This window comes from Accumulibacter sp. (assembly GCF_023806635.1).
Lineage (GTDB): Bacteria > Pseudomonadota > Gammaproteobacteria > Burkholderiales > Rhodocyclaceae > Accumulibacter.
In genome coordinates this window covers 25,779-45,516 of sequence record NZ_JAMTDQ010000101.1, presented here as the reverse complement: position 1 = coordinate 45,516, position 19,738 = coordinate 25,779, and the positions used below count along the sequence as shown (strand labels likewise).

Genomic DNA, 19,738 nt, shown 5'->3' with positions numbered 1-19,738 from the left:
TCGGGGAACAATGGCAAGAAAGCTGTTCATCCGCACCTTCGGGTGCCAGATGAACGAGTACGATTCGGACAAGATGGCCGACGTGCTCGGGGCGTCCGAGGAGATCGTCAGGACCGACACACCCGAAGACGCCGACATCATCCTTTTCAATACCTGCTCGGTCAGGGAAAAGGCGCAGGAACGCGTCTTCCACGACCTCGGCCGGGTACGGCAGCTGAAACTCGCCCGGCCCGACCTGGTGATCGGCGTCGGCGGCTGCGTCGCCAGCCAGGAAGGCGCGGCGATCGTCGCCCGCGCTCCGTACGTGGATGTCGTCTTCGGGCCACAGACGCTGCACCGACTGCCACAATTGATCGCCGAACGGCGCCGCACGGAGCGCTCGCAGGTCGACATCTCGTTCCCGGAGATCGAGAAGTTCGACCACCTGCCGCCACCGCACGTCAAGGGGGCAGCGGCCTTCGTGTCGATCATGGAGGGCTGCAGCAAGTTCTGCTCCTTCTGCATCGTTCCCTACACGCGCGGCGAGGAGGTGTCGCGGCCCTTCGACGACGTCCTCACCGAAGTGGCCGATCTGGCGGCGCAGGGGGTCAGGGAGATCACCCTCCTCGGGCAGAACGTCAACGCCTACCGCGGTGCGCTGACGGGCGAGACAGCCGCCGACCTGGCGTTGCTGATCGAGTACATCGCCGAGATGCCCGGCATCGAGCGCATCCGCTACACGACTTCACATCCGCGCGAGATGTCGCCTCGACTGATCGATGTCTATGGGCGTGTCGGCAAACTCGTCTCGCATCTGCACCTGCCGGTACAATCCGGTTCCGACCGCATTCTGGCCGCGATGAAACGGGGCTATACCGCTCTCGAGTACAAGAGCCTGGTGCGCCGGCTGCGCGCCGCACGCCCCGATCTCGCTCTGTCCTCCGACTTCATCGTCGGCTTCCCGGGCGAGACCGATGCGGACTTCGAGAAAACGATGAAGTTGATCGACGATGTCGGTTTCGACGCGTCGTTCTCGTTCATCTACAGCGCACGGCCTGGCACACCTGCCGCCGAACTCGCCGACGACACGCCGCAGGAGGTCAAGCTGCAACGGCTGCTGCGCCTGCAGAAGCGAATCGACGAACTGGCGCAGGAGGTGTCGCGGGCAATGGTCGGCAGCGTGCAGCGGGTGCTCGTCGAGGGAGTGGCGAAGAAGGACCGCAGCGAACTCGCCGGGCGCACCGACAACAATCGCGTCGTCAACTTCGCCGGCAGCGCGGACGAACTGCTCGACCGCTTCGTCGATGTGCGCATCACCGCCGCGATGCCGCATTCGCTGCGCGGCGAGGTCGTCGAAAATGGGGCCGAATGCCTGTGAACAGCAATGCCGCCGCGCGCAACCGCGTCACCGAACTCCTCCTCTCGCCGGTCAACAACCGGCAGCTCGCCAACCTCTGCGGGGCGCTGGACGAAAACCTGCGCCAGATCGAGACCGCCCTCGACGTGTCGATCGCCCGCCGCGGCGAGCGTTTCACGCTGCGCGGCGAAGCCGCCCAGACCGAGCGGGCATCGGCCGCGCTGCAGCGCTTCTACGCCCAGGCGAAGGAAACGCTGTCGGTGGACGAGATCCAGCTCGGGCTGATCGAGCTGCTCAACCGCCCGGTGCGCCACATCGCGTCGGCCGGCGGCGTCTCGCCGGCGCTGGTGACGCGCAAGAGCGAACTGCACGGCCGCACGCCACGGCAGGTCGAATACCTGAAGAACATCCAGGAGCACGACATCACCTTCGGCACCGGACCGGCAGGTACCGGCAAGACCTACCTCGCGGTCGCTTCGGCGGTGGATGCCTTCGAGCGCGAACTCGTGCAGCGGATCGTGCTGACGCGGCCGGCGGTCGAGGCCGGCGAGCGTCTCGGCTTCCTGCCGGGCGACCTGGCGCAGAAGGTCGATCCCTACCTGCGGCCGCTCTACGATGCGCTCTACGACCTGATGGGCTTCGAGCGCGTCGGCAAGCTGTTCGAACGCGGTGCGATCGAGATCGCGCCGCTCGCCTACATGCGCGGGCGGACGCTGAATCACGCCTTCATCATCCTCGACGAAGCGCAGAACACCACTCCGGAGCAGATGAAGATGTTCCTCACCCGCATCGGCATCGGCGCCAAGGCGGTGGTCACCGGCGACGTGACGCAGATCGACCTGCAGCGCGGCCAGAAGAGCGGGCTGATCGAAGCGCGGCTGATCCTGCGCGAGGTGCGCGGCATCGCCTTCACCGAGTTTCTCAAGGAGGATGTCGTCCGCCATCCGCTGGTGGCCCGCATCGTTTCGGCCTACGAAGCGCACACTGCGGCGCTCTCGGGCCTCACCGGCGCAGCGATCGGCCATGGCGAAGAGCGACCCTAGGGGCTGGCGATTGAACGTCCAATACGCCGTCAAGCGGCGCCAGCTGCCGCGACGCGGGCAGGTCCGCCGCTGGCTGCGGGCGGCTGTGGCGGGCAAGGGCAGGCGGGCCGGCGAGGTGACCGTGCGCTTCGTCGGCATGGGCGAGGGCGGCCGGCTCAATGCCGAATATCGCTCCGGCGACCGGGCGACCAACGTCCTTTCCTTCGCCTACGACGACGAAACGCGACTGCACGGCGACCTCGTCCTCTGCGCACCGGTCCTCAGGCGCGAGGCGGCTGAGCAGGGCAAGACGCTGCGCGCCCATTGCGCGCATCTGGTCGTGCATGGCATGCTGCACCTGCTCGGGTACGAGCACGAGCAGGACGCCGAACGGGCGGCGCTGATGGAAGCCGAGGAGCGCCGCATCCTCGCCACCCTCGGCCATGCCGACCCCTACGGCGAACAGGACTGATACGCCAGCGGCGGCGGGCGCCGGCGGCATGGCGCCAGGCGCCGCTGACGCCTCGCTCCTGACGAAGGTGATCATGGAAACAAGCGGTACCGGCGGCAAGGCCGGCCTTCTCGAGCGTCTCTCCTCGCTGCTGATGCGCGAGCCGGAGGACCGAGAACAGCTCATGCAGCTGCTGCATTCGGCGCATCAACGCAAACTGCTCGACGCCGACGCTTTCGGCATCATCGAGGGTGCCCTCGCGGCCTCCGAAATGCGCGTGCGCGAAGTGATGGTGCCGCGGCCGCTGATGGAAGTCGTCGACGTCGGCGATTCGCTGCAGACGGTCATCGAGCGCGTCAACAGCACCGCCCACTCGCGCTTCCCGGTGATCTGCGACACCCCTGACAACGTCATCGGCATCCTGCTCGCCAAGGATCTGCTGCGCGTCGAGCGCGACGCGCCGTTCTCGCTGCGCGACTGGGTGCGGCCGGCAGTGTTCATCCCCGAATTCAAACGCCTCGACGTCCTGCTGCGCGAATTCCGCGTCTCGCGCAACCACATGGCGATCGTCATCGACGAGTACGCGGGCATCGCCGGGCTGATCACGATCGAGGACGTGCTCGAGCAGATCGTCGGCGAGATCGAGGACGAATATGACTTCGACGAGGCCGACCCCGACATCCAGCTCGACCAGAACGGACTTTACCGGGTCAAGGCACACACGCCGCTCGAGGACTTCGATGCCGCCTTCGGCACGCACTTCGCGGACGAGAGCTTCCAGACCATTGGCGGCCTGATCCTGCACCAGTTCGGGCGCCTGCCGCAGTTCAATGAAGCGGTCAGCATCGCCGGACTGAACTTCCAGGTCCTGCGGGCCGACAATCGCCGCATCTACACCCTTGTCGTCGGCCGTGTGACGGAGGCAGGGCAGGCTGGCTAGGACCCTGCGCCAGCGCTGCCTGGCTGCCTTCGTTCTCGGCGCCCTGATGGTGACGGCCTTCGCGCCGCTCGCCTGGTTCGGCGTCGGCTGGTTGAGCCTGGGCGGACTCTTCCTCCTGCTCGGCAGCACGCTCGCTGGCAGCCGGCGCGCAGGTGACGGAGCCCTGATCGCCGCCAGCCACGGTTTTGGTTCGTTCCTCGCCGGCGTTTCCTGGATCTATGTCAGCCTCAGCGTCTTCGGCGGCATGCCGGCAGCGGTCGCCGCCCTGGCGACGGTCCTTTTCTGCCTCCTGATGTCCGTCTTCCCGGCGCTCGCCGGTGCGCTCTACGTGCGTCTGGCAATGGCCGGCCGGCTGCAGCGGGCGCTGCTCTTCGCCGCCCTGTGGACGCTCGCCGAATGGCTGCGCGGCTGGGTCCTGACGGGTTTTCCCTGGCTCGGTGCCGGCTACGCGCAGACGCCACCGAGCCCGCTCGCGGGCTACGCACCGCTGCTCGGCGTACTCGGCGTCTCGCTGGCAAGCGCTCTGGTCGGCGCCCTGCTCGGCGAGACATTGCGCCGGTGGCTGGCAACCGACGACTGCCCGCCGAGCGGCTGGCTGCGCTGGTGTCCAGCCCTGCCGCTTGCCGGCGTCGCCCTGATCCTCGCTGCCGGACAGCTGTTGCGCGAGTTGCGCTGGACGCAGCCGGCCGGCGAGCCGGTTTCCGTCGCGCTCCTGCAGGGCAACGTCGCGCAGGAGATGAAATGGCGACCGGAGCGATTCGCCGAATCGTTGCGAATCTACTACGAGCTGGCGCGCGGCCACCCGGCGCAACTGACCGTCCTGCCCGAAACCGCCCTGCCCGCCTTCCTCGACCAGGTGCCGCAAGGGTATCTCGATGCGCTGCAGGAACTCGCGCAGCGCCGGAACGGCGATCTGCTGCTCGGCGTTGCGGTCGGTGAAGGCCAGCGCAGGTACTTCAACAGCGCGCTGAGCCTTGGCGCATCCGGCAGGCAGCGCTACGACAAGGTGCATCTGGTGCCCTTCGGCGAGTTCGTCCCGCCAGGCTTCGCCTGGTTCATGGCGATGGCCAACATCCCGATGTCGGACTTCACTCCCGGCTCGCGCCGGCAAACGCCGCTCTCCCTCGCAGGCCAGCAGGTGGCGGTGAACATCTGCTACGAGGACCTGTTCGGCGAGGAGATCATCACCGCGCTGCCGGCTGCGACGCTGCTGGTGAACATCTCCAACGTCGCCTGGTTCGGCGATTCGCTGGCACCGGCGCAACACCTGCAGATCGCCCGCATGCGCGCCCTCGAAAGCGGCCGCATGATGCTGCGCGCGACCAATACCGGCATGACCGCCATCGTCGATGTCGATGGCAGCGTACGCGCGGTCCTGCCGCCGTTCACCCGCGGCGCACTGCAGGGTCAAGTCATCGGCTACACGGGTGCGACGCCCTACGTGCGCTGGGGCAACTGGCCGGTCGTCGTCCTGGCGCTGCTGCTGGTGGCCGTGACGGGCTGCCGCGGGAGCCGGGCTTAGCCGTCTGACCGAGGCGTGCTGGCCAACGTGCCGCCACAACGGCACAAGCGCTCCCGGTCGGACCCAGCGACCCGGCGGCTTCGCTGCGCAAGGTGCAGCGATGCCCAAAGACGCTGGCACAACAGGCGAGCCGCCGCCGGCGACGGCTGCGAACATCGGGCATCCTGACAGCGGCTGCCACCGCCAGTTGGCCTATTGGCCGCGGCCGCCGCGCCCGCCCAGATTGGCTTGACCGCTCGGCGAGGCCCGGTTCGCGGCTGTTGGCGGCGGGTTGCGCCAGATTCGGCACAGTACCTGGGTTCTATCCCACCAGCTGAGCCGCTTGTCTGCCAAGGCTTCCAGGAAATCCGAGAGAACCTTGGAATTGGCCACCGCATAGTTGACAAGCAGTGTGCTCGGAATGAAGACGAGCAGCAGGATCAACAACTTGATCCACACAGGGTTATCCGCCTCGTCGAAGATATTCATGCCGAGAAAGCCCGTCGACACCGTGGCGATCAATCCCAGCGTGGTGACCACGGTCAGGCGTACCACGGTGTTCGCCTGCCGCCGCAGGCTGTCACTATCCAGATACTGATTCATGTCCTTGATCGACGCGCTGACATCGTGATAAAGCTGGTCGGTATCGAGATGCCGGGAAAGCAGCCGAAACAGGCCGCGCGCCTGGGCTTGGGCCGAAACGACGTGGAACCAGTAGCGCTCGGTAAAACGCAGGAAAGAGGCCAGCAGTTGCCGGATTTCGCGCTTGAAGGTCTTGATCGACTCGACGTCCCGGACCTCGAGTTGAGAGATGGCGGCAACCAGCCATTCCGAGAACAGCATCAGCATCGCCTTCTGGAAGTGCGCCATCAGGTTCATCAGGAAGTACTGATGGCGAAACTGTCCCAGAACGCCCGTCTCCCGGTCGGCGAAGAAGTCGTCGGCGGCCTTGCCGACGACCACGAAAGCATGACCACAGCAGAGGTAGCGGCAGGACAGATCCGGCTCGAGCGGATCCCAGAACCTGTCGTAGCAATGGTGCTCTTCGAGAGTCGCAAGTTCCCGCGTGGAATACGGCAGCGAGTCGGACGGCCCGGCTTTGGTGATCAATGCCAGGCGCGCGAAGTCCCCACGCGTCAGAACCTTGGGATCGTCGAAGCTCAGGTAGGCGAGCAAGGGCATCCGGTGATACTCGATCTGGCGGAAGCGAATCACGCCCTCGCAGCCGGACAGGTGGAGAGCCAGCGGTTCGAGCAGATACGCCCAATGAGCGGCGACGTTCGGTGAACGGTGTTGGCAAGTAAACTCGAGAAACTTCTGCTGGTCGTCGTAGTCCGAGACCGCCAGAATGTCCCCGCTCGCGGACAGCCACTCGACGCGATACGGACATTGCGCAGCGCGGCCATCCGGCTTCCAGTACGCCGGATAGGCCCGGCCGGTCTTGAACAACAGGTCTTCGGCGACCAACAGCGGAACATCGTCGGCGAAGACCTCGACGACGGGAATGATGATGTCCGTGTCGTAAAAGAAGTAGAGATCGACGTGCGCGATCTGCAACACCCATGCGGCGTGATGCCTGTCGAGGGTGACGCGCATCTGGGCGATGTCGCGGCGACGGAACACCCGCAAGGCGCTGTCCAACCCTCCTCGTGGGCTACTGGCCGATCCCTGGCCATAGAGGCAACGCTGCACGAACGGCAGAAAGGTGATGAATTCCTTGTAATGCCGCTGCTGGAAGCTCTTGGGATCATCGAATTCGTCCCGCAGTTCCTGCCACGGGCAGGCGTCCGCAGCGGCTTCGATCGCCTCCCAATGCTTCGGGATACGCGTCCCTTCCAGCTGACCGGGCATGATTCGCAACGGCCACATCAAGATCTGGCGAAAGTGCCGCACCACCGTTTCGCTGGCCAAGGCAGATGTCGCGCCGGTCGAGGAGTCAGAATCTGTCATTGGTGCATTCTTTTCTTGTTCACCCATGCGACGCAATCCCGCGGAAATCCGCAGCGAGCGGGCTTGATCCAGGAACGACACAGGCGCCGCAAAACGAACCTCCCAAGGCGACGCGACGTGTCGGCAAGGACTTCGATGAAGCACCTGTCACGACGCCACTCAGGGTCCGGCTTGTGACATCCCGGCAACCTCGGCGGTCACCGGTTCTTCTCCTCGAAAGAATCAGGGTTGATGATACCACCGTCTGCGGCTGCCCGCTGTGACTTGGATTGCGGGTCCCGGAAACCCGACTGCAGCCTCCTGGAAGATCTCACTGGCGACCAGGTGATTGCCCGGGCGGGTGCGGCGCCGGGCAACGCGTCTTCGTCCCGGGATCATCAGGTCTTGGTTGGCGTCGGAGTCTGTCGGGCCGCCACAACTGGTCTGGTTGCTGATGCCGCTGTTCGCCCTCCAGGCTTTCGTCTGGCGCAAGGCGCAAGTCATCATCAACGTCAGTTGCCACGATCCGGACGGGCAGAGCAATGACCGACTCAGCGCCGCCAACTTCTTGTGGATAGCCAGTGACAGTGTGACGACAACGATCAGTCCCATTTTACCTGCCCGTCTCCTCCTTGATGTTGTTGGAAGGTGCAGTTCCCAGCGACTTCGCGGGCCAGCATCCGTCGTTGCTGCGTGTCGGTCAAGCGGGCCGCGGTCGTGGCGCCGGGATCCGGCACCAGAGCCATACGAGGAGCGAGGCTGCCGACCCGGTGACGGGGTCGGCGCCCGGCCTTCAGCCGAGTTCGCGCGCCACCGTCGCCACCGAAGCGGCGTCGGGCAGGCGCGCGAACTGCGCCAGCATGTGGTCCTTGACCAGTGCCAGCAGTTCGTCGACGCGTGCCGGCGGCATGCCGATCCCGGCGGCGACTGCCGCCACGGCGGACATCTCGTCGGCGCTCAGGGTGCCGTCGGCATAGGCGACCATGAGGCAGAAGGCAACGACGAGGTCGCGCTGTGCCGGCTCGGCGAAGGTCTGGTTGAACTCACCGGCCCGGACCGGCTGCAGGCTGGCGAAATCCGGCCAAGTGGCGCTGTCGCCGGCGCCTTCGTAAAACGAGCGGATCAGCGCCACCTCCTCGGCTGTCTGCGCGCCGTCGACACGGGCTATGTGCAGCAGCAGACGGGTCGCGGCGATCGTCTGGTCGGTGTCGAGGGATACGTTTGCGAGCAGTGGGAACATGCGGACTCCTTCAGGGTAGGATCTGACGTCGCAGGCCGGCGAGGCGCTCCTGCACCTCGGCTGCCGACAGCGAGCGGAAACGCTGCGGCAGCAGCGAGCGACGCGAGGTTTCGGCCACCGCCAGCATCTCCATGTAGCGCACCATCGCCGTTTCCTGTGGTGGCATGAAGTCCTCGCTGGCCTGCGCCAGCAGCGCCGACGTCACCGCGGCGTTGCCGCCGGCGAGGCGCGCTGAGCGTTCGGCAAACTCGGCGGCAAGCAGCGCGAGCGCTTCGAGATCGGCGTTCGAGTAACCGGCGAGGGGCTCGCAGGCCGCCAGCAGGGTGTCCTCGGAGACCTCGAGCGGCACCCGGTAGCGCGCACAGACGGCGCTGAGGACGGCCGCACGCTCGGCGGCGTCTTCGGCATAGAAGAACGGGATCTTGCGATCGAGACGACCCGGCCGCTTGATGTCGGTGTCGAGCTTGTCCGGCCGGTTGGTCATCAGGATGAAGAGCACCTGACCACGATTCTCCGGGTCGGACATGAACTCCTTGAGACGGGCGATGACACGCGAACTGGTGCCGCCGTCGGCGTCATCGCCCTGCCGCCCGAAGCTGCGGTCACCCTCGTCGATGACCAGCGCGATCGGACCCATGGCCTTGACCGTCGCCAGCACCCGCTCGAGATTGGCCTCGGTCGAACCGACCCATTTGGAACGGAAGTTCTTCAGCGCGACGCCGGACAGTCCAGCCTCCTTGAGGAAGGCCTTGATGACGAAGGTCTTGCCGGCACCCATCGGACCCACCGCCAACAGTCCCATCGGCGCCCGCGTGCGCTCGCCGCTCTGGATCAGGCGTGCGATGTCGAGCAGTTCGCCCTTGATGTGCGCGTTGCCGCCGACGGTTTCGAGCCCGTGCCGCGGCTCGATGAACTCGATCAGGCCGGCGCATTCCTTCTCGATCAGCTCGCGCTTGCGCTGGCGGACCACTGCCAGCACCTCGCCCGCCGGGTCGTCGCCCGCCGGCAGCGTGCGCGTCGGATCGACGATCTGGCGGATCTCGGCCGGCGTCATGCCGGCGGTGATCGCCGCCAGCTTCTCGGCGCGCTCGGCCGCCTGCGGGCTGCCCTGCAGCAGTTCGGCGATGAGCGCCCGCCGCTGCCCGAGACTCATCGCCTGCGGCGCCTCGCTGGCAACGATGCTGGCCAGCTGGATCAGCCGCAGGCCGGCGGTCTGCCCGGCCAGTCCATCGGCCACGTCCGGTGCCATCGCCGGCGCGTAGTGACGGATCGCCGCCAGCCGGTCGGCATGGTCGGGCATCGGCAACTCGATGGCGACCACGCGGGGATTGGTCAATAGCCCCGGGCTGAGGTCGGCGAGCGATTCACTGACCAGGATGACGACGTTGTCGCGGTCGGCGAACTCGGCGTCCAGCGACCAGCGGTGCAGCGCGGTGAACGCGCCGCGCTCGTCGAGCGAGAGAAGATGCAGTTCGGCCGCCGGGAAGATCGTCCCGGCGTAGGGAATCAGCAGGGCGCTCGATCGCTGCTCGCGCATCTGCCGCTCGAGCGATTCGAAGATGCCGCTCAGGCCCTTCCCTTCGAGATGCCGATAGAGCTCGGCACGCTCGCCGGCGCTGCCCCCCTGGATGACCCGCACACCGCGGTCGATGCTGAGCTCGAAGATGTTGTGCTTGTTGTCGCGCAGCAGCACCTCGCTGAGGAAGGGCTGCAGCGTGCGATAGCCGTCGCCCGCCCGGTAGCGGTCGAAGACGTTTCGGTAGAGAACGAACACCGCCGCCTCGCCGGCAAGGTACTTCTGGCGCAGCGTTTCCGCCCACGGCGGCAGTGGCGGCCGGGCCGCGCTGCCGTCGCTCACCTGCGCACTCCTCTGGCGAGGACCATCACATGCTCTTGCCGGAAGCTTCGCCCTGTCCAGCCCGTGCCCGCTTCATCTCCTCGAGCTGCTGCCGGGCGGTGATCGCGCCGCTGCTCTGGCGCAACCGGGCGAGCTTGACGTCGAGGTCGGAGTCGCGCAGTTCGCTGCCCATCCTGGCCTCGGCGACGGTGTTCTTGATGTGCTCGCGGACATTGTCGAGCGCACGCACTTCGGCATCGACCGACAGGCCTTCGAGCTGGTTCTGGATCTTCAGCCGGGCCTGCGCGCTCTGCATCTGCGCCAGCATGCGGTCTTTCTCGTCCTTCAGCTTCTGGATCTCGGACTTGACACCGAGCAGCGAGTCCTTCGCTTCCTGGGCGTCGTTGCGCGCCTGTTCCATCTCCTGCTCGAGCGTCTTGACGCTCGCTTCGAGTGCGTTCTTCTTCTGGATGAGGACGATGCCGAGCTCGTCCTGGCCGGTGGCGAGGGCGGCGTTGAGGTCGGCGGCGATCGCCGCCAGCTCACCGCGTTCGCCTTCGAGTCGTGACGAGATCTCCTCGCGCCGGCGCATGATCGCCGCCGTCGCGCTCTTCAGCCTGCCATACTTCTCGATCATCGAGTCGATGGCGTTCTGGTAGGCGATCTCGGGATGCCGCTTTTCGACGTCGGTGATCCACAGCGAGACGAAGCCCGACCAGAGGTTGGACAATCGTCCGAGAAAATTGATGTCAGCCATCGCCTTCTTCCTTTCTGCGGCCGCACGGGCAGCCAGACATGGGTTACCGGATAGTTCCTCGCCTTCTGTGCACTCGCGCCGGCGTGGTGGCGTCAGGCGCCGCGCCGGCCCCCTCCGACGGCCACCAGGCGACGCTGCCGCGCGGCATCGGTTGCCGGCCGCGGCATCGTCACACCGGGCAATGCATCGGCCAGATCGCTCGCCAGGTCGGCCTCGATGTCTTCCTGCAGGCGCAGCCGGCCGATCGCCTCCTCGAGCCGCACGCCGACCTCTTCGGTCACCGGCAGGGTCATGATCGTCTGGTAGATTTCGTCGACCTGATCGGGCATCGACAGCATCGCCGCTTCCAGTGCCCGCCGGCGGCTCTGCATCCGGTTGTGCCGTTCGATCACCGCCGCGTAGTCGGCTCGCGCCTTGTGCAGCTGGCGCAGGTCAGCGCCGCTGCGCGGCGCCGCCAGTTCCCGGTCGAGTGCCGCCAGCCTGGCTTCGACCTCGCGCGGGTTCACCGACTCGGCGCGGTCGTCCATCACCAGCAGGGCGAGCCACATCGCCAGGTATTCGAGGGTGACGTCATCGAGTTGTTCGACATCGCGCCAGGCGAGACGTCCCTGGCCGCTCTCGGCGCGCTGGTAGAGCGACTGCACGCGTTCGTACATGCGCTGGTAGGTGCGCAGGGTGGCCGCCGGCAGCGCACGCTTGCCGGCGCGCTTCTGGATCTCGTCGATCAGCTGCGTGCGCGACGCCTGCCGCAGTTTCGCCCGCCAGCGGCGATCGACCCGGTCACGGAAGCTCGGCAGCGAGGGAAGGTGCAGCGCCGCCAGGATGTCGCCGGCGGCAAAGGCGATCAGCGGGATGGCGCCGACGCCGAAACCGAACGGGATCGAGAGGACGGCGCCGAGCGCCAGCGAGCCGAGAAAGGCATAGAGGTTGCCCTGACTGGTCAGGACCTCGCGGACGTAGGAGGGCTTGCCTTCGCTCATCGCTAGATGGTCACCCTGAGCTGGCCCCTGCCCGGACTCGCCTGGTGCAACTGGCCGAGGATGCGTTCCTCGAGCGCCAGCGTCTCGCGGGCGCGCTGCCAGGATGCCGGGCGCGGGCGTGGCTCGCTGATCCGGAAATCGTCGGCGATCCGCGCCGGCTGTGTGGACAGCACGATCACACGGTCGCCGAGGACCAGCGCCTCGGTGACATCGTGCGTGACGAAGACCACCAGGCAGGGCCAGGAGCGATGCAGTTCGATCAGCAACCGCTGCATTTCGTCGCGCGTCTGCGCGTCGAGGGCGCCAAACGGCTCGTCCATCAGCAGGATGCGCGGGCGCAGGACGAGCGCGCGCGCCAGCGCGACACGCTGGTTCTGGCCGCCGGAGAGTTGCGCCGGGCGCAGGCCGCGCTTGTCCGACAGCCCGACCGCCTTGAGGATGTCCTCGACGCGCTGCCGCCACTCGGCTTCGCCAACGCGCTCGCGCCAGAGCCTGAGCCGGAAGGGAAAGGCGACATTGTCGAACACCGTCAGGTCCGGACGATTGGCATAGCGCTGGAAGACCATCACCGCGTCGTCGTGTGGCCCCGAGCACTCGACACCATCGATCAGCACGCGACCGGCGCTCGGCGAGGCGACGCCGAGTGGGCGCACGCCGCCAAGCATGTGCAGCAGGGTGCTCTTGCCACAGCCGGACGGGCCGAGCAGCATGTTGATCCCCGGCTGGTCGAAGCGCAGCGAAACGCGGTCGATGATGCGCGTCACGCCGCCCCCCGGCGCCGGATACTCCTGGACGATATCCTCGAGGACGACCGACAGCTGCTTCGTGGCGGGCGCCGCCGCCACAGCCTCGGGCTGTTCGCTGCTCACTGCTCGGTCTCCCAGGGATAGAGGCGGCGCTTCAACCAGACCATGAACTGGTAAGTCGCCAGTGCCAGGGCAATGATCACGATGATGCCGGCGAACACCTGATCCCAGGCGCTGAAGCGCCGCGCATTCTGGATCAGTTGCCCGAGTCCCTGGCGTGCATTGACGTACTCGGCGACCGTGATGTAGGTCCACATGACCGAGAAACCAACGATCACGGCGTCGGCGATGCGCGGCATGGCCATCGGGATGACGGCGCGCTGCACGCACTCCCACGGCGTCGCACCGAGGTCGCGGGCGCCGATCCAGTAGCTCTGCGGTACCGCCTGGATGGCGTCACGCACCATCGGAATCAGGTACACGACGGCGCCGATGAACAGGAAGGCGATCTTCATCGTCTCGCCGATTCCCAGCCACATCACGAGGATCGGCAGCAGTGCCACCACCGGCGCCGAACGGAAGGGGTCGACGAGTGGCGAGAGGACCGCATTCACCCTTGGTGCGGCGCCCATGGCAATGCCGACGGGAATGCCGATGGCGATCACCAGCGCGCCGGCGACGAGCAGGCGACCGACCGACCACAGCGTCGCCGTGAGCAGCATGCTCTGCCCCTCGTGCCAGCCGAGGTAGGCCAGTGCGGCGAGCACGTCCCACGGCGCCGGCAGCTTCGTCGCACTGACCAGGCCAGACACGGCAAGCAGGCTCCACAGCAGCAGCACCGCGGCCACCGCTGCCACTCCCAGCAGGCGCCGCTGCCGCGGGGCCAGCGCCGCGTAAGGGTTCCAGAAGTCGCTCATCCGCCGGCAGGCACCGGGCAGTCGGTCAGCGGCCGCCGTAAACGGCCACGCGCGTCGTCCGGTTCAGGGCCCGACAATCCTCGATGCCCAGTCCTTCGGCAGCGGCGTTGGCCTCGACGCAAAGCGGCCGGTCGGAGCCGTTGCCGACGATCTTGAAGCGCTCGCGCGGGAACTCCCATTGCGTCACCAGGTAATCGACGACGGCGCGCGCGCGCGCTGCCGAGAGGCGCTGGTTCGTCTCACGGGCGCCGGTCGAGTCCGAATTGCCGCTCACCTCGAAATACGCCTTGCCGTTGTTCTCGATGAACGGCACCATCTCGCTGTCCACCGTCTTCTGCGCGCGCTTCGTCAGCTCCGCACTGCCCGAGGCGAACCCGACGGTCACCGGCTTGGTGACCATCGCCTGCTTCTGCGTCGCCTCGCTCAGCGCCGACTGGGTGAAGGTCTCCTGTGGCTTCGCCGCCGCTTCCGCCGCCGCCCTGTTCTCGGCCAGCAGCGCCTTGATGAAGCGATAATCGAAGCTGTCCTGCGGCGCGATCACCGGCGACTTCGGATTCGCCAGCGCCCCGGCCTTGCGGTAGATCTCGTCGAATCGCTTGTAGACCCGCTCATAGTGGTTGGTGCCGCCGGCGAGCCCGAGGATGCGGGCGTTGTCCTCGACACCGGTCCATACCAGGTTGGAGAACAGGCTCCTGACGAAGGGCTTGCCTTCCTTGTCGGCAAGCAGCTTGAAGAACTCCTGCGTCCGCACCAGCGCATCGACCGCATTGTCCGGATTGGCACGCGCCGCCAGCACCCCGTCCATCCAGCCGGCGACGAACTTCTGCACCACCGCCTGCCCTTCCGGCTTGCCCAGGAGGCGCGAGTCGCAGACCATGACGTCGAAGATCAGGTTGGTCGCCGTCTTCGTCGAATAGACGACGTGCGCGCCCTTGACGTTGCGCAGCGCGAGCGCGAGATCCGGATCCCAGAGTACCGCCGCCTCGACCGCACCTGATTCGATCGCGGCGCGAACACCGGCGGTTCCTTCCTCGGCGTTGATGAACACCATCTTGACGCTGTCCTTGCGGCGCGCGGTCAGCGACGAGTTGTCGATGGCATCGATCAGCATGCCGTGCGAGGGAGTGAACTGCAGCAGCGCCACGCTCCGCCCGGCCAGATCCTCGACCGCCTTCACCGCCGGATCCCGGGCGATGACCGCATCGCCGCCCTGCGTGTTGTCGACGATCATCACCGCCCGACCATCGAGGCCGGCATTGCGCAGGTTCGGCTGCTCCTGCGCCCAGAAATCCGACGTCCGCCAGGCACACTGCGCCGCACCGGATTCGAAGATGGTGGCCAGGGTCGGGATGTCGTCCTGGATGACGAAGCGCACATGCACCCCGAGCTTGCCGAAGATCGACCCCGGCTGCGTCGTCAGTGCGTTGCCGTTGGCTACCAGCGCCGGAGCGTAGCCGTGGAAGCTGACCAGGCTGACCTTGAGCGGGTTGGCGGCGCTGCCGAGCGGCGCATTGCGATCCTCGGTCGGCGCCGCCGCTTTCGCCGGTGCATCGGCGCGGGGTTTCGGCGCCGCCTCCGGCGCTGTGCCGGCGACGACGGGTTTGCCGGCGGCAGTCTCGCCACCGCCGGCGAAGCGCTCCTTGAGGCCGAAGTTCCAGGCCAGCGAACCGGCAACGCCGATGACGATCACCGTGATCAGCCCCTTGGCAAGCGGGGTCAGTTGTGCCATCTGTCTTCTCCTTGACCGACTCTCATTGGCCGGCGGCCGGCGGCCTGAAACTGTTGGGGATCTCGCGCAGACGTTCGATCTCGCCGTCGATGCGCCGCGTCTCCCGCGCCACCGACTCGCGTGCCGCGCGCAGGCCGGCTTCGACGCTGGTGGTTTCCTGCGCCGCGCGCGTCACCTCGCGTTCACGCAACTGCTCGAGTTCGGAGATCTGCTGCCGGATGGCTGCCGTCGCCTCGTCGAGGGTCAGCCTGATCTGCTCGACGATTCCGGCCGACTGCCGCTCGCGACTCTCCATCTGCGCCGCCAGCCTGCTCTTGTGCTCCTCGAGCGCGGCGATCTTCAGCTCGGCATCGCGCAGGCAGTCGTCGATCTGCCAGTTGTCATCGGCAGCGTCCATCGCCAGAACGGCTGCCTTGCGCGTCACCGCATCCATGGCGCGCAACCCGTCGAGCAGGCGCAGCAGCTTCTCGGCCGGATACGGCGACGGCGGGATGGCCGCACCGGCGAAGATGTCGGCAAAGGACTCGCTCTCGACGTCGGCGCAGGCTTCAGCCAGCGACGGCAGGTCGCCGGCTGCCGGCAACGGCGCCGCAGCGAGCTCTGCCGGGCGCTGTGCGACCGCTTCCGAGGGAGCCGCCACGGACGCGGCGGGAGGCGCGGGTACCGCCGGACGCTCGTCGTCGGACAGCTCGACAAGCTTTGCCTTCGCCAAGAGATTCAGGATACCCTTCATTCCGACTCCCGCTGTGAGCACCCGGCGACCGACCGGATGGAATCGGGGATTATACGAAGCAGGCAAGGCAATGCAAGGATTTGCACGACGATGACTGCGCCCACCGGCGATCCGGCGACCGCCCGACGCGTGCCGGAATCCTGGCAGCCGCTGCGTTCGCTGCTCGGCGTCATGCTGCTGATCGCCATCATCTGGCAGCTGCCGCATGGCCGGACGCTCCTCTACCCATTGTCACTGCTCGCCACCTGCGCCCACGAACTCGGCCATGGCTTCACGGCACTGCTCCTCGGCGCCAACTTCGAGAGCTTCGCCCTGCATGCGGACGGTTCCGGAGTGGCCCTCTGGCGAGGCACACCCGGGCGACTCGACAGCGCACTGATCGCCGCTGGCGGCTTGCTCGCCCCGAGCATCGCCGGCAGCCTGCTGCTCGTGCTCAGCCGCTGGCCGCGGCTGGCGCGCGTGCTGCTCGCGCTGATCGGCGGCAGCCTGGTGCTGGTGGTCGCGCTGTGGACGCAGAACCTTTTCGGCGTCGTCTTTCTCCTGTGCGCAGCGCTGTCGTTCCTCCTCGCCGCGCTGTGGCTGAGCGAGCGCGGCGCCACGTTCGTCCTGCGGCTGACCGCCGCCATCCTCTGCCTGAGCTGGCTGCAGGACGTCGACTACATGTTCTCCGCCAGCGCCAGCATCGACGGCCTGCCGCATGTTTCCGACACGGCGATCATGGCACAGGCTCTGTGGCTGCCCCATTGGTTCTGGGGTGGCGTCATCGCGACCCTGTCGTTCGCCATCCTTGCCCTCGGGCTGTGGTTTGCCGTGCGACCGTCGCGGCTCTAGCGGACAGCGGTCGCACGGGGCGACGAAAAAGCCCCTGCCGGAAGGGGCCGGTCAGGGGCGAAGGCTGCGGACAGCGAATCGCCGTCCGCAGAGGGAAGGATCGGGAAGCCGCTTACTGGATCTGCTGGATGCCGGCGAGAGTCCAGCCACCACGCCCTTCGCGTGGCTTGACCATGTGCCAGATCTCGTCGAAGGGCTCGGCAGCGGCGTTGGCCTGCTCCCGAATGAGGCCATTGAAGCGCACGCTGACGATGTAACGCGCCCCTTCCTCGGCCACGTCGAGAACGGTCGCTTCGATGCTGACCACATCGGTCTCCTGTGTCGCCGAAGCGCGCTCCTTGAAGGCCATGCTGATCTCGGCAAACATCTCCGGCGTCGTGAATTCGCGGATGTCGTCGAGGTTGCCGGCGTCGTTCGCCGCCTGCAGGCGAATGAAGTTCACTTTCGCATTTCGCTCGAAGGCGGCCGTATCGAAGTCCGACGGGATGCTGCCGGAACGGCCCGCAGCAGCGGCGTGGGCCACCTCCGCAGTAGCAGGACCGCTGGACGGAGGCAGCGCCACTTCTTCGAAGCTGCGCCGACTGCCGAGGTGGTCGGCCCCGGCGCCGGCGTACTGCAGGTTGCCCGGACCGGCCTGCGCCGCGGCGCGGCGCCGCATGATCAGCCCGACGACGACCATCACCGCCATCACCAGCAGGCCGATGAGCAGCATCGAGGCGAGTTCCTCGCCGAAACCGAGGTGTGAAGCGAGGGCTGCCAGACCGAGGCCGGCCGCGAGACCGGCCAGCGGTCCCATCCACGAGCGCTTCGGCGCCGCCTGCGGCGCCGCTGCCGCCGGTGCTCGCGCCGGCGCCGGTGCCATCGCCGGTGAAGCCGGTCGATCGGCGGTCACCGATTCGCGCTGCATGCCGGAAGACTTGCCGCTGCCGAGGCGCTTGGCTTCGGCGTCACCAACCGCCAGAGTCAGGCCGAACGCCAGGACAGCGGTCAGCAGGGAAAGGGTTTTCATCGATGTCTCCTGTTGTCTATGGGGAACGAGCGGCAAAGATAGGCGCTCGTCAGGCAAGAAAAAAGCAGAATTATTTGTACCAATACATCCGCAAATTCGATGTATTGCCGGATCAGCCAGGGATTCTCGGCAGACGCGACCGCCGCCGCTGGCGAATGGCGGCGGCGGTCGCATCGCCGCTGGCTGCCGCAGCGACATCACTGGCCGTACGGAAGACCTCGTCCCGTGCGGTCTGGCTGATGGCGACCGTCGCCGGATGGCTCAGGCGACGCTCGCTGGTGATCGCGAACAACTGCTCGCTGACGGCCTCGAGACGGCCGACGCGGACGACGCGATACTGGTCGACGACGTCGTCGGCAATCGCCGTCGGCGCCACGAACAGGCCGGCCCCGGCACGCCCGAACGCCTGCAGCAGGGCATTGTCGTCAAACTCGCCAACGATCCGTGGCTGCAGCCGCTTCGCCTGCAGCCACTGCTCGAGCCGCGGCCGGATGGCGATGTCGTCGCCCGGCATCAGGAAGGGCGCGCCATCGAGCAACGCCGGAAAGTCGCCGGCAAGGGTCTGCACCAGCCCGGCGGCGCCAAAGACCGTCAGATCACTCTCGCCGAGCAGATGACTGTAGCCGCGCACGTTCAGGTTGCCCGGCATCGGCCGGTCGGCGATCACCATGTCCAGGCGGTGCACGGCGAGGTCGCCCAGCAGCGTCGTCAGCCGACCTTCGCGGCAGACCAGCCGCACCGCTTCCGGCAATTGCAGCGCCGGCGCCACGACTCGATGGGCAACCGACTTGGCAACCGAATCGGCGATGCCGACGACGAAAGGCAGGCTCTTGCGGCTGGTCTGGTCGTGTGCCACGGCCAGCAACTCATCACCGAGGGCGAAGATCTCCTCGGCATAACTGAGAATGCGCCGGCCGACGTCGGTCAGCTCGAGGCCGCGCCCGGCGCGACGAAACAACTCCACATCGAGAGCTTCCTCGAGTTCCCGCAGCTGACCGCTGATCGCCTGCGGTGTCAGGTGGAGTTGCTCGCAGGCGCGCGCGATCGTTCCCGACTTGGCAACCATCCAGAAGTAGCGCAGGTGCTTGAAGTTGAGGTTTGCCATCGTCGGGACAAATCCAGAAAAACGGAAGAATCGCGCAAGTATATTCGATTTTTCATACGACCCTCGGCTATCCTAGACTGCCGCATCGAGACAACCCGACAGGAGCCCAGCCATGCAGATCACCATCCACGCCAGAAACATCGATGTCGATGCCGCTGTGCGCGAACACGTGCAGCGTCGCCTGCAATTCGCCCTCGGTTGGGCGCAGCAGCACCTCGGACGGGTGTCCGTCGTCCTCTCCGACCTCAACGGTCCCCGTGGCGGCGCGGACAAGCACTGCCGTTTGCGTTGCGCGCTGCCCGGCACGCCGGAAATGGTCATCGAGGACACGCAGACCGACCTGGCAACGGCGATCGACCGTGTCGCGGACCGTGCCGGTCGAACGCTGGCGCGGCGGCTTGAGCGGGAACGGGAAAGTCGCCACGCGCGTGCTCGCCCGCTGGTGCCGGACGACGAACTGCGGCCGGTGCGGGCAAGCGCTGGGGCCGCGGCCGCGGTCCGCGAGAACCGTGGTCCGCACTGAAACAGATGCGGGCTGCAGCGGACAGTGGAAAGCGCCGCCTGGCGCTGCGATCGTCCGCCCCTCTTGAAGAACGGCTCCCCGTCGCCATTTCTACGCCACAATGACCGGTATGCTGCGGGGCCGACCATTGATCCAGACCGCCACCGCCGCCC

The 19,738-nt window shown here is 66.9% G+C and carries 18 protein-coding genes; 7 read left to right on the top strand and 11 right to left on the bottom strand.

All coding sequences use genetic code 11. The features are described 5' to 3' along the window. Positions 1–10: 10 nt before the first annotated feature. The 5 genes from miaB (at position 11) to lnt (ending at position 5,271) form a co-directional block, all read left to right on the top strand. On the top strand, positions 11–1,357 hold the full coding sequence (gene miaB, locus NFW30_RS17690) for a tRNA (N6-isopentenyl adenosine(37)-C2)-methylthiotransferase MiaB (RefSeq protein WP_295356943.1): 1,347 nt from the start codon (positions 11–13) through the stop codon (positions 1,355–1,357). After that, complete coding sequence (locus NFW30_RS17685) at positions 1,348–2,379, top strand: PhoH family protein (protein WP_295356945.1); 1,032 nt, start codon at positions 1,348–1,350, stop codon at positions 2,377–2,379. The genes miaB and NFW30_RS17685 overlap by 10 nt, the downstream gene beginning before the upstream one ends. Continuing rightward, on the top strand, positions 2,360–2,830 hold the full coding sequence (gene ybeY / locus NFW30_RS17680; protein ID WP_295356947.1) for an rRNA maturation RNase YbeY: 471 nt from the start codon (positions 2,360–2,362) through the stop codon (positions 2,828–2,830). The genes NFW30_RS17685 and ybeY overlap by 20 nt, the downstream gene beginning before the upstream one ends. Positions 2,831–2,903: 73 nt before the next feature. Beyond that, positions 2,904–3,749, top strand: a complete 846-nt coding sequence (locus tag NFW30_RS17675) for a transporter associated domain-containing protein (protein ID WP_295356950.1) — start codon at positions 2,904–2,906, stop codon at positions 3,747–3,749. 46 nt (positions 3,750–3,795) lie between these two features. Then, positions 3,796–5,271, top strand: a complete 1,476-nt coding sequence (gene lnt / locus NFW30_RS17670; protein WP_295356953.1) for an apolipoprotein N-acyltransferase — start codon at positions 3,796–3,798, stop codon at positions 5,269–5,271. 192 nt (positions 5,272–5,463) lie between these two features. Here lnt and NFW30_RS17665 read toward each other — a convergent pair whose 3' ends face one another. The 9 genes from NFW30_RS17665 to NFW30_RS17625 form a co-directional block, all read right to left on the bottom strand. Further along, complete coding sequence (locus NFW30_RS17665) at positions 5,464–7,227, bottom strand: hypothetical protein (protein ID WP_295356956.1); 1,764 nt, start codon at positions 7,225–7,227, stop codon at positions 5,464–5,466. 745 nt (positions 7,228–7,972) lie between these two features. Further along, positions 7,973–8,419, bottom strand: coding sequence for a TerB family tellurite resistance protein (locus tag NFW30_RS17660; RefSeq protein ID WP_295356959.1), 447 nt, complete (start codon positions 8,417–8,419; stop codon positions 7,973–7,975). Positions 8,420–8,429: 10 nt separating this feature from the next. Beyond that, entirely contained in the window at positions 8,430–10,277 is a 1,848-nt protein-coding gene (locus NFW30_RS17655; protein WP_295356962.1) for an AAA family ATPase, read from the bottom strand. A gap of 25 nt (positions 10,278–10,302) precedes the next feature. Continuing rightward, the gene (locus NFW30_RS17650) at positions 10,303–11,013 is read right to left on the bottom strand and encodes a PspA/IM30 family protein (RefSeq protein WP_295356964.1); all 711 of its coding nucleotides are present in this window, start codon (positions 11,011–11,013) and stop codon (positions 10,303–10,305) included. A 92-nt stretch (positions 11,014–11,105) separates the two neighbouring features. Next, positions 11,106–11,993, bottom strand: a complete 888-nt coding sequence (locus NFW30_RS17645; protein WP_295356967.1) for a hypothetical protein — start codon at positions 11,991–11,993, stop codon at positions 11,106–11,108. A 2-nt stretch (positions 11,994–11,995) separates the two neighbouring features. Beyond that, the gene (locus tag NFW30_RS17640; RefSeq protein ID WP_295356969.1) at positions 11,996–12,862 is read right to left on the bottom strand and encodes an ATP-binding cassette domain-containing protein; all 867 of its coding nucleotides are present in this window, start codon (positions 12,860–12,862) and stop codon (positions 11,996–11,998) included. Continuing rightward, the gene (locus NFW30_RS17635) at positions 12,859–13,656 is read right to left on the bottom strand and encodes an ABC transporter permease (RefSeq protein ID WP_295356974.1); all 798 of its coding nucleotides are present in this window, start codon (positions 13,654–13,656) and stop codon (positions 12,859–12,861) included. The genes NFW30_RS17640 and NFW30_RS17635 overlap by 4 nt, the downstream gene beginning before the upstream one ends. 25 nt (positions 13,657–13,681) lie before the next feature. Then, positions 13,682–15,385, bottom strand: a complete 1,704-nt coding sequence (locus tag NFW30_RS17630; RefSeq protein WP_295356976.1) for a phosphate ABC transporter substrate-binding/OmpA family protein — start codon at positions 15,383–15,385, stop codon at positions 13,682–13,684. 22 nt (positions 15,386–15,407) lie between these two features. Next, complete coding sequence (locus NFW30_RS17625; protein ID WP_295356979.1) at positions 15,408–16,118, bottom strand: methyl-accepting chemotaxis protein; 711 nt, start codon at positions 16,116–16,118, stop codon at positions 15,408–15,410. A 90-nt stretch (positions 16,119–16,208) separates the two neighbouring features. Here NFW30_RS17625 and NFW30_RS17620 point away from each other — a divergent pair, with 90 nt between their 5' ends. Beyond that, positions 16,209–16,949, top strand: coding sequence for a M50 family metallopeptidase (locus NFW30_RS17620; protein ID WP_295356982.1), 741 nt, complete (start codon positions 16,209–16,211; stop codon positions 16,947–16,949). A 112-nt stretch (positions 16,950–17,061) separates the two neighbouring features. Here the strand turns inward: NFW30_RS17620 and NFW30_RS17615 are convergent, their stop codons facing one another. Together NFW30_RS17615 and nhaR are read right to left on the bottom strand one after the other, a co-directional pair. Beyond that, complete coding sequence (locus NFW30_RS17615; RefSeq protein ID WP_295356985.1) at positions 17,062–17,958, bottom strand: Tim44-like domain-containing protein; 897 nt, start codon at positions 17,956–17,958, stop codon at positions 17,062–17,064. Between the two features lie 112 nt (positions 17,959–18,070). Further along, positions 18,071–19,063, bottom strand: coding sequence for a transcriptional activator NhaR (nhaR, locus tag NFW30_RS17610; RefSeq protein WP_295356988.1), 993 nt, complete (start codon positions 19,061–19,063; stop codon positions 18,071–18,073). A 112-nt stretch (positions 19,064–19,175) separates the two neighbouring features. Between nhaR and NFW30_RS17605 the strand changes: the two genes are divergently transcribed. Continuing rightward, entirely contained in the window at positions 19,176–19,586 is a 411-nt protein-coding gene (locus NFW30_RS17605) for an HPF/RaiA family ribosome-associated protein (protein ID WP_295356990.1), read from the top strand. The last annotated feature ends 152 nt before the right edge of the window (positions 19,587–19,738 follow it).

Coding starts and splice junctions, on each gene's coding strand:
- miaB (WP_295356943.1), top strand. CDS start 11: ATGGCAAGAAAGCTGTTCATCCGCACCTTCGGGTGCCAGATGAACGAG.
- NFW30_RS17685 (WP_295356945.1), top strand. CDS start 1,348: ATGCCTGTGAACAGCAATGCCGCCGCGCGCAACCGCGTCACCGAACTC.
- ybeY (WP_295356947.1), top strand. CDS start 2,360: ATGGCGAAGAGCGACCCTAGGGGCTGGCGATTGAACGTCCAATACGCC.
- NFW30_RS17675 (WP_295356950.1), top strand. CDS start 2,904: ATGGAAACAAGCGGTACCGGCGGCAAGGCCGGCCTTCTCGAGCGTCTC.
- lnt (WP_295356953.1), top strand. CDS start 3,796: ATGGTGACGGCCTTCGCGCCGCTCGCCTGGTTCGGCGTCGGCTGGTTG.
- NFW30_RS17665 (WP_295356956.1), bottom strand. CDS start 7,227: ATGGGTGAACAAGAAAAGAATGCACCAATGACAGATTCTGACTCCTCG.
- NFW30_RS17660 (WP_295356959.1), bottom strand. CDS start 8,419: ATGTTCCCACTGCTCGCAAACGTATCCCTCGACACCGACCAGACGATC.
- NFW30_RS17650 (WP_295356964.1), bottom strand. CDS start 11,013: ATGGCTGACATCAATTTTCTCGGACGATTGTCCAACCTCTGGTCGGGC.
- NFW30_RS17645 (WP_295356967.1), bottom strand. CDS start 11,993: ATGAGCGAAGGCAAGCCCTCCTACGTCCGCGAGGTCCTGACCAGTCAG.
- NFW30_RS17635 (WP_295356974.1), bottom strand. CDS start 13,656: ATGAGCGACTTCTGGAACCCTTACGCGGCGCTGGCCCCGCGGCAGCGG.
- NFW30_RS17630 (WP_295356976.1), bottom strand. CDS start 15,385: ATGGCACAACTGACCCCGCTTGCCAAGGGGCTGATCACGGTGATCGTC.
- NFW30_RS17625 (WP_295356979.1), bottom strand. CDS start 16,118: ATGAAGGGTATCCTGAATCTCTTGGCGAAGGCAAAGCTTGTCGAGCTG.
- NFW30_RS17620 (WP_295356982.1), top strand. CDS start 16,209: ATGACTGCGCCCACCGGCGATCCGGCGACCGCCCGACGCGTGCCGGAA.
- NFW30_RS17615 (WP_295356985.1), bottom strand. CDS start 17,958: ATGAAAACCCTTTCCCTGCTGACCGCTGTCCTGGCGTTCGGCCTGACT.
- nhaR (WP_295356988.1), bottom strand. CDS start 19,063: ATGGCAAACCTCAACTTCAAGCACCTGCGCTACTTCTGGATGGTTGCC.
- NFW30_RS17605 (WP_295356990.1), top strand. CDS start 19,176: ATGCAGATCACCATCCACGCCAGAAACATCGATGTCGATGCCGCTGTG.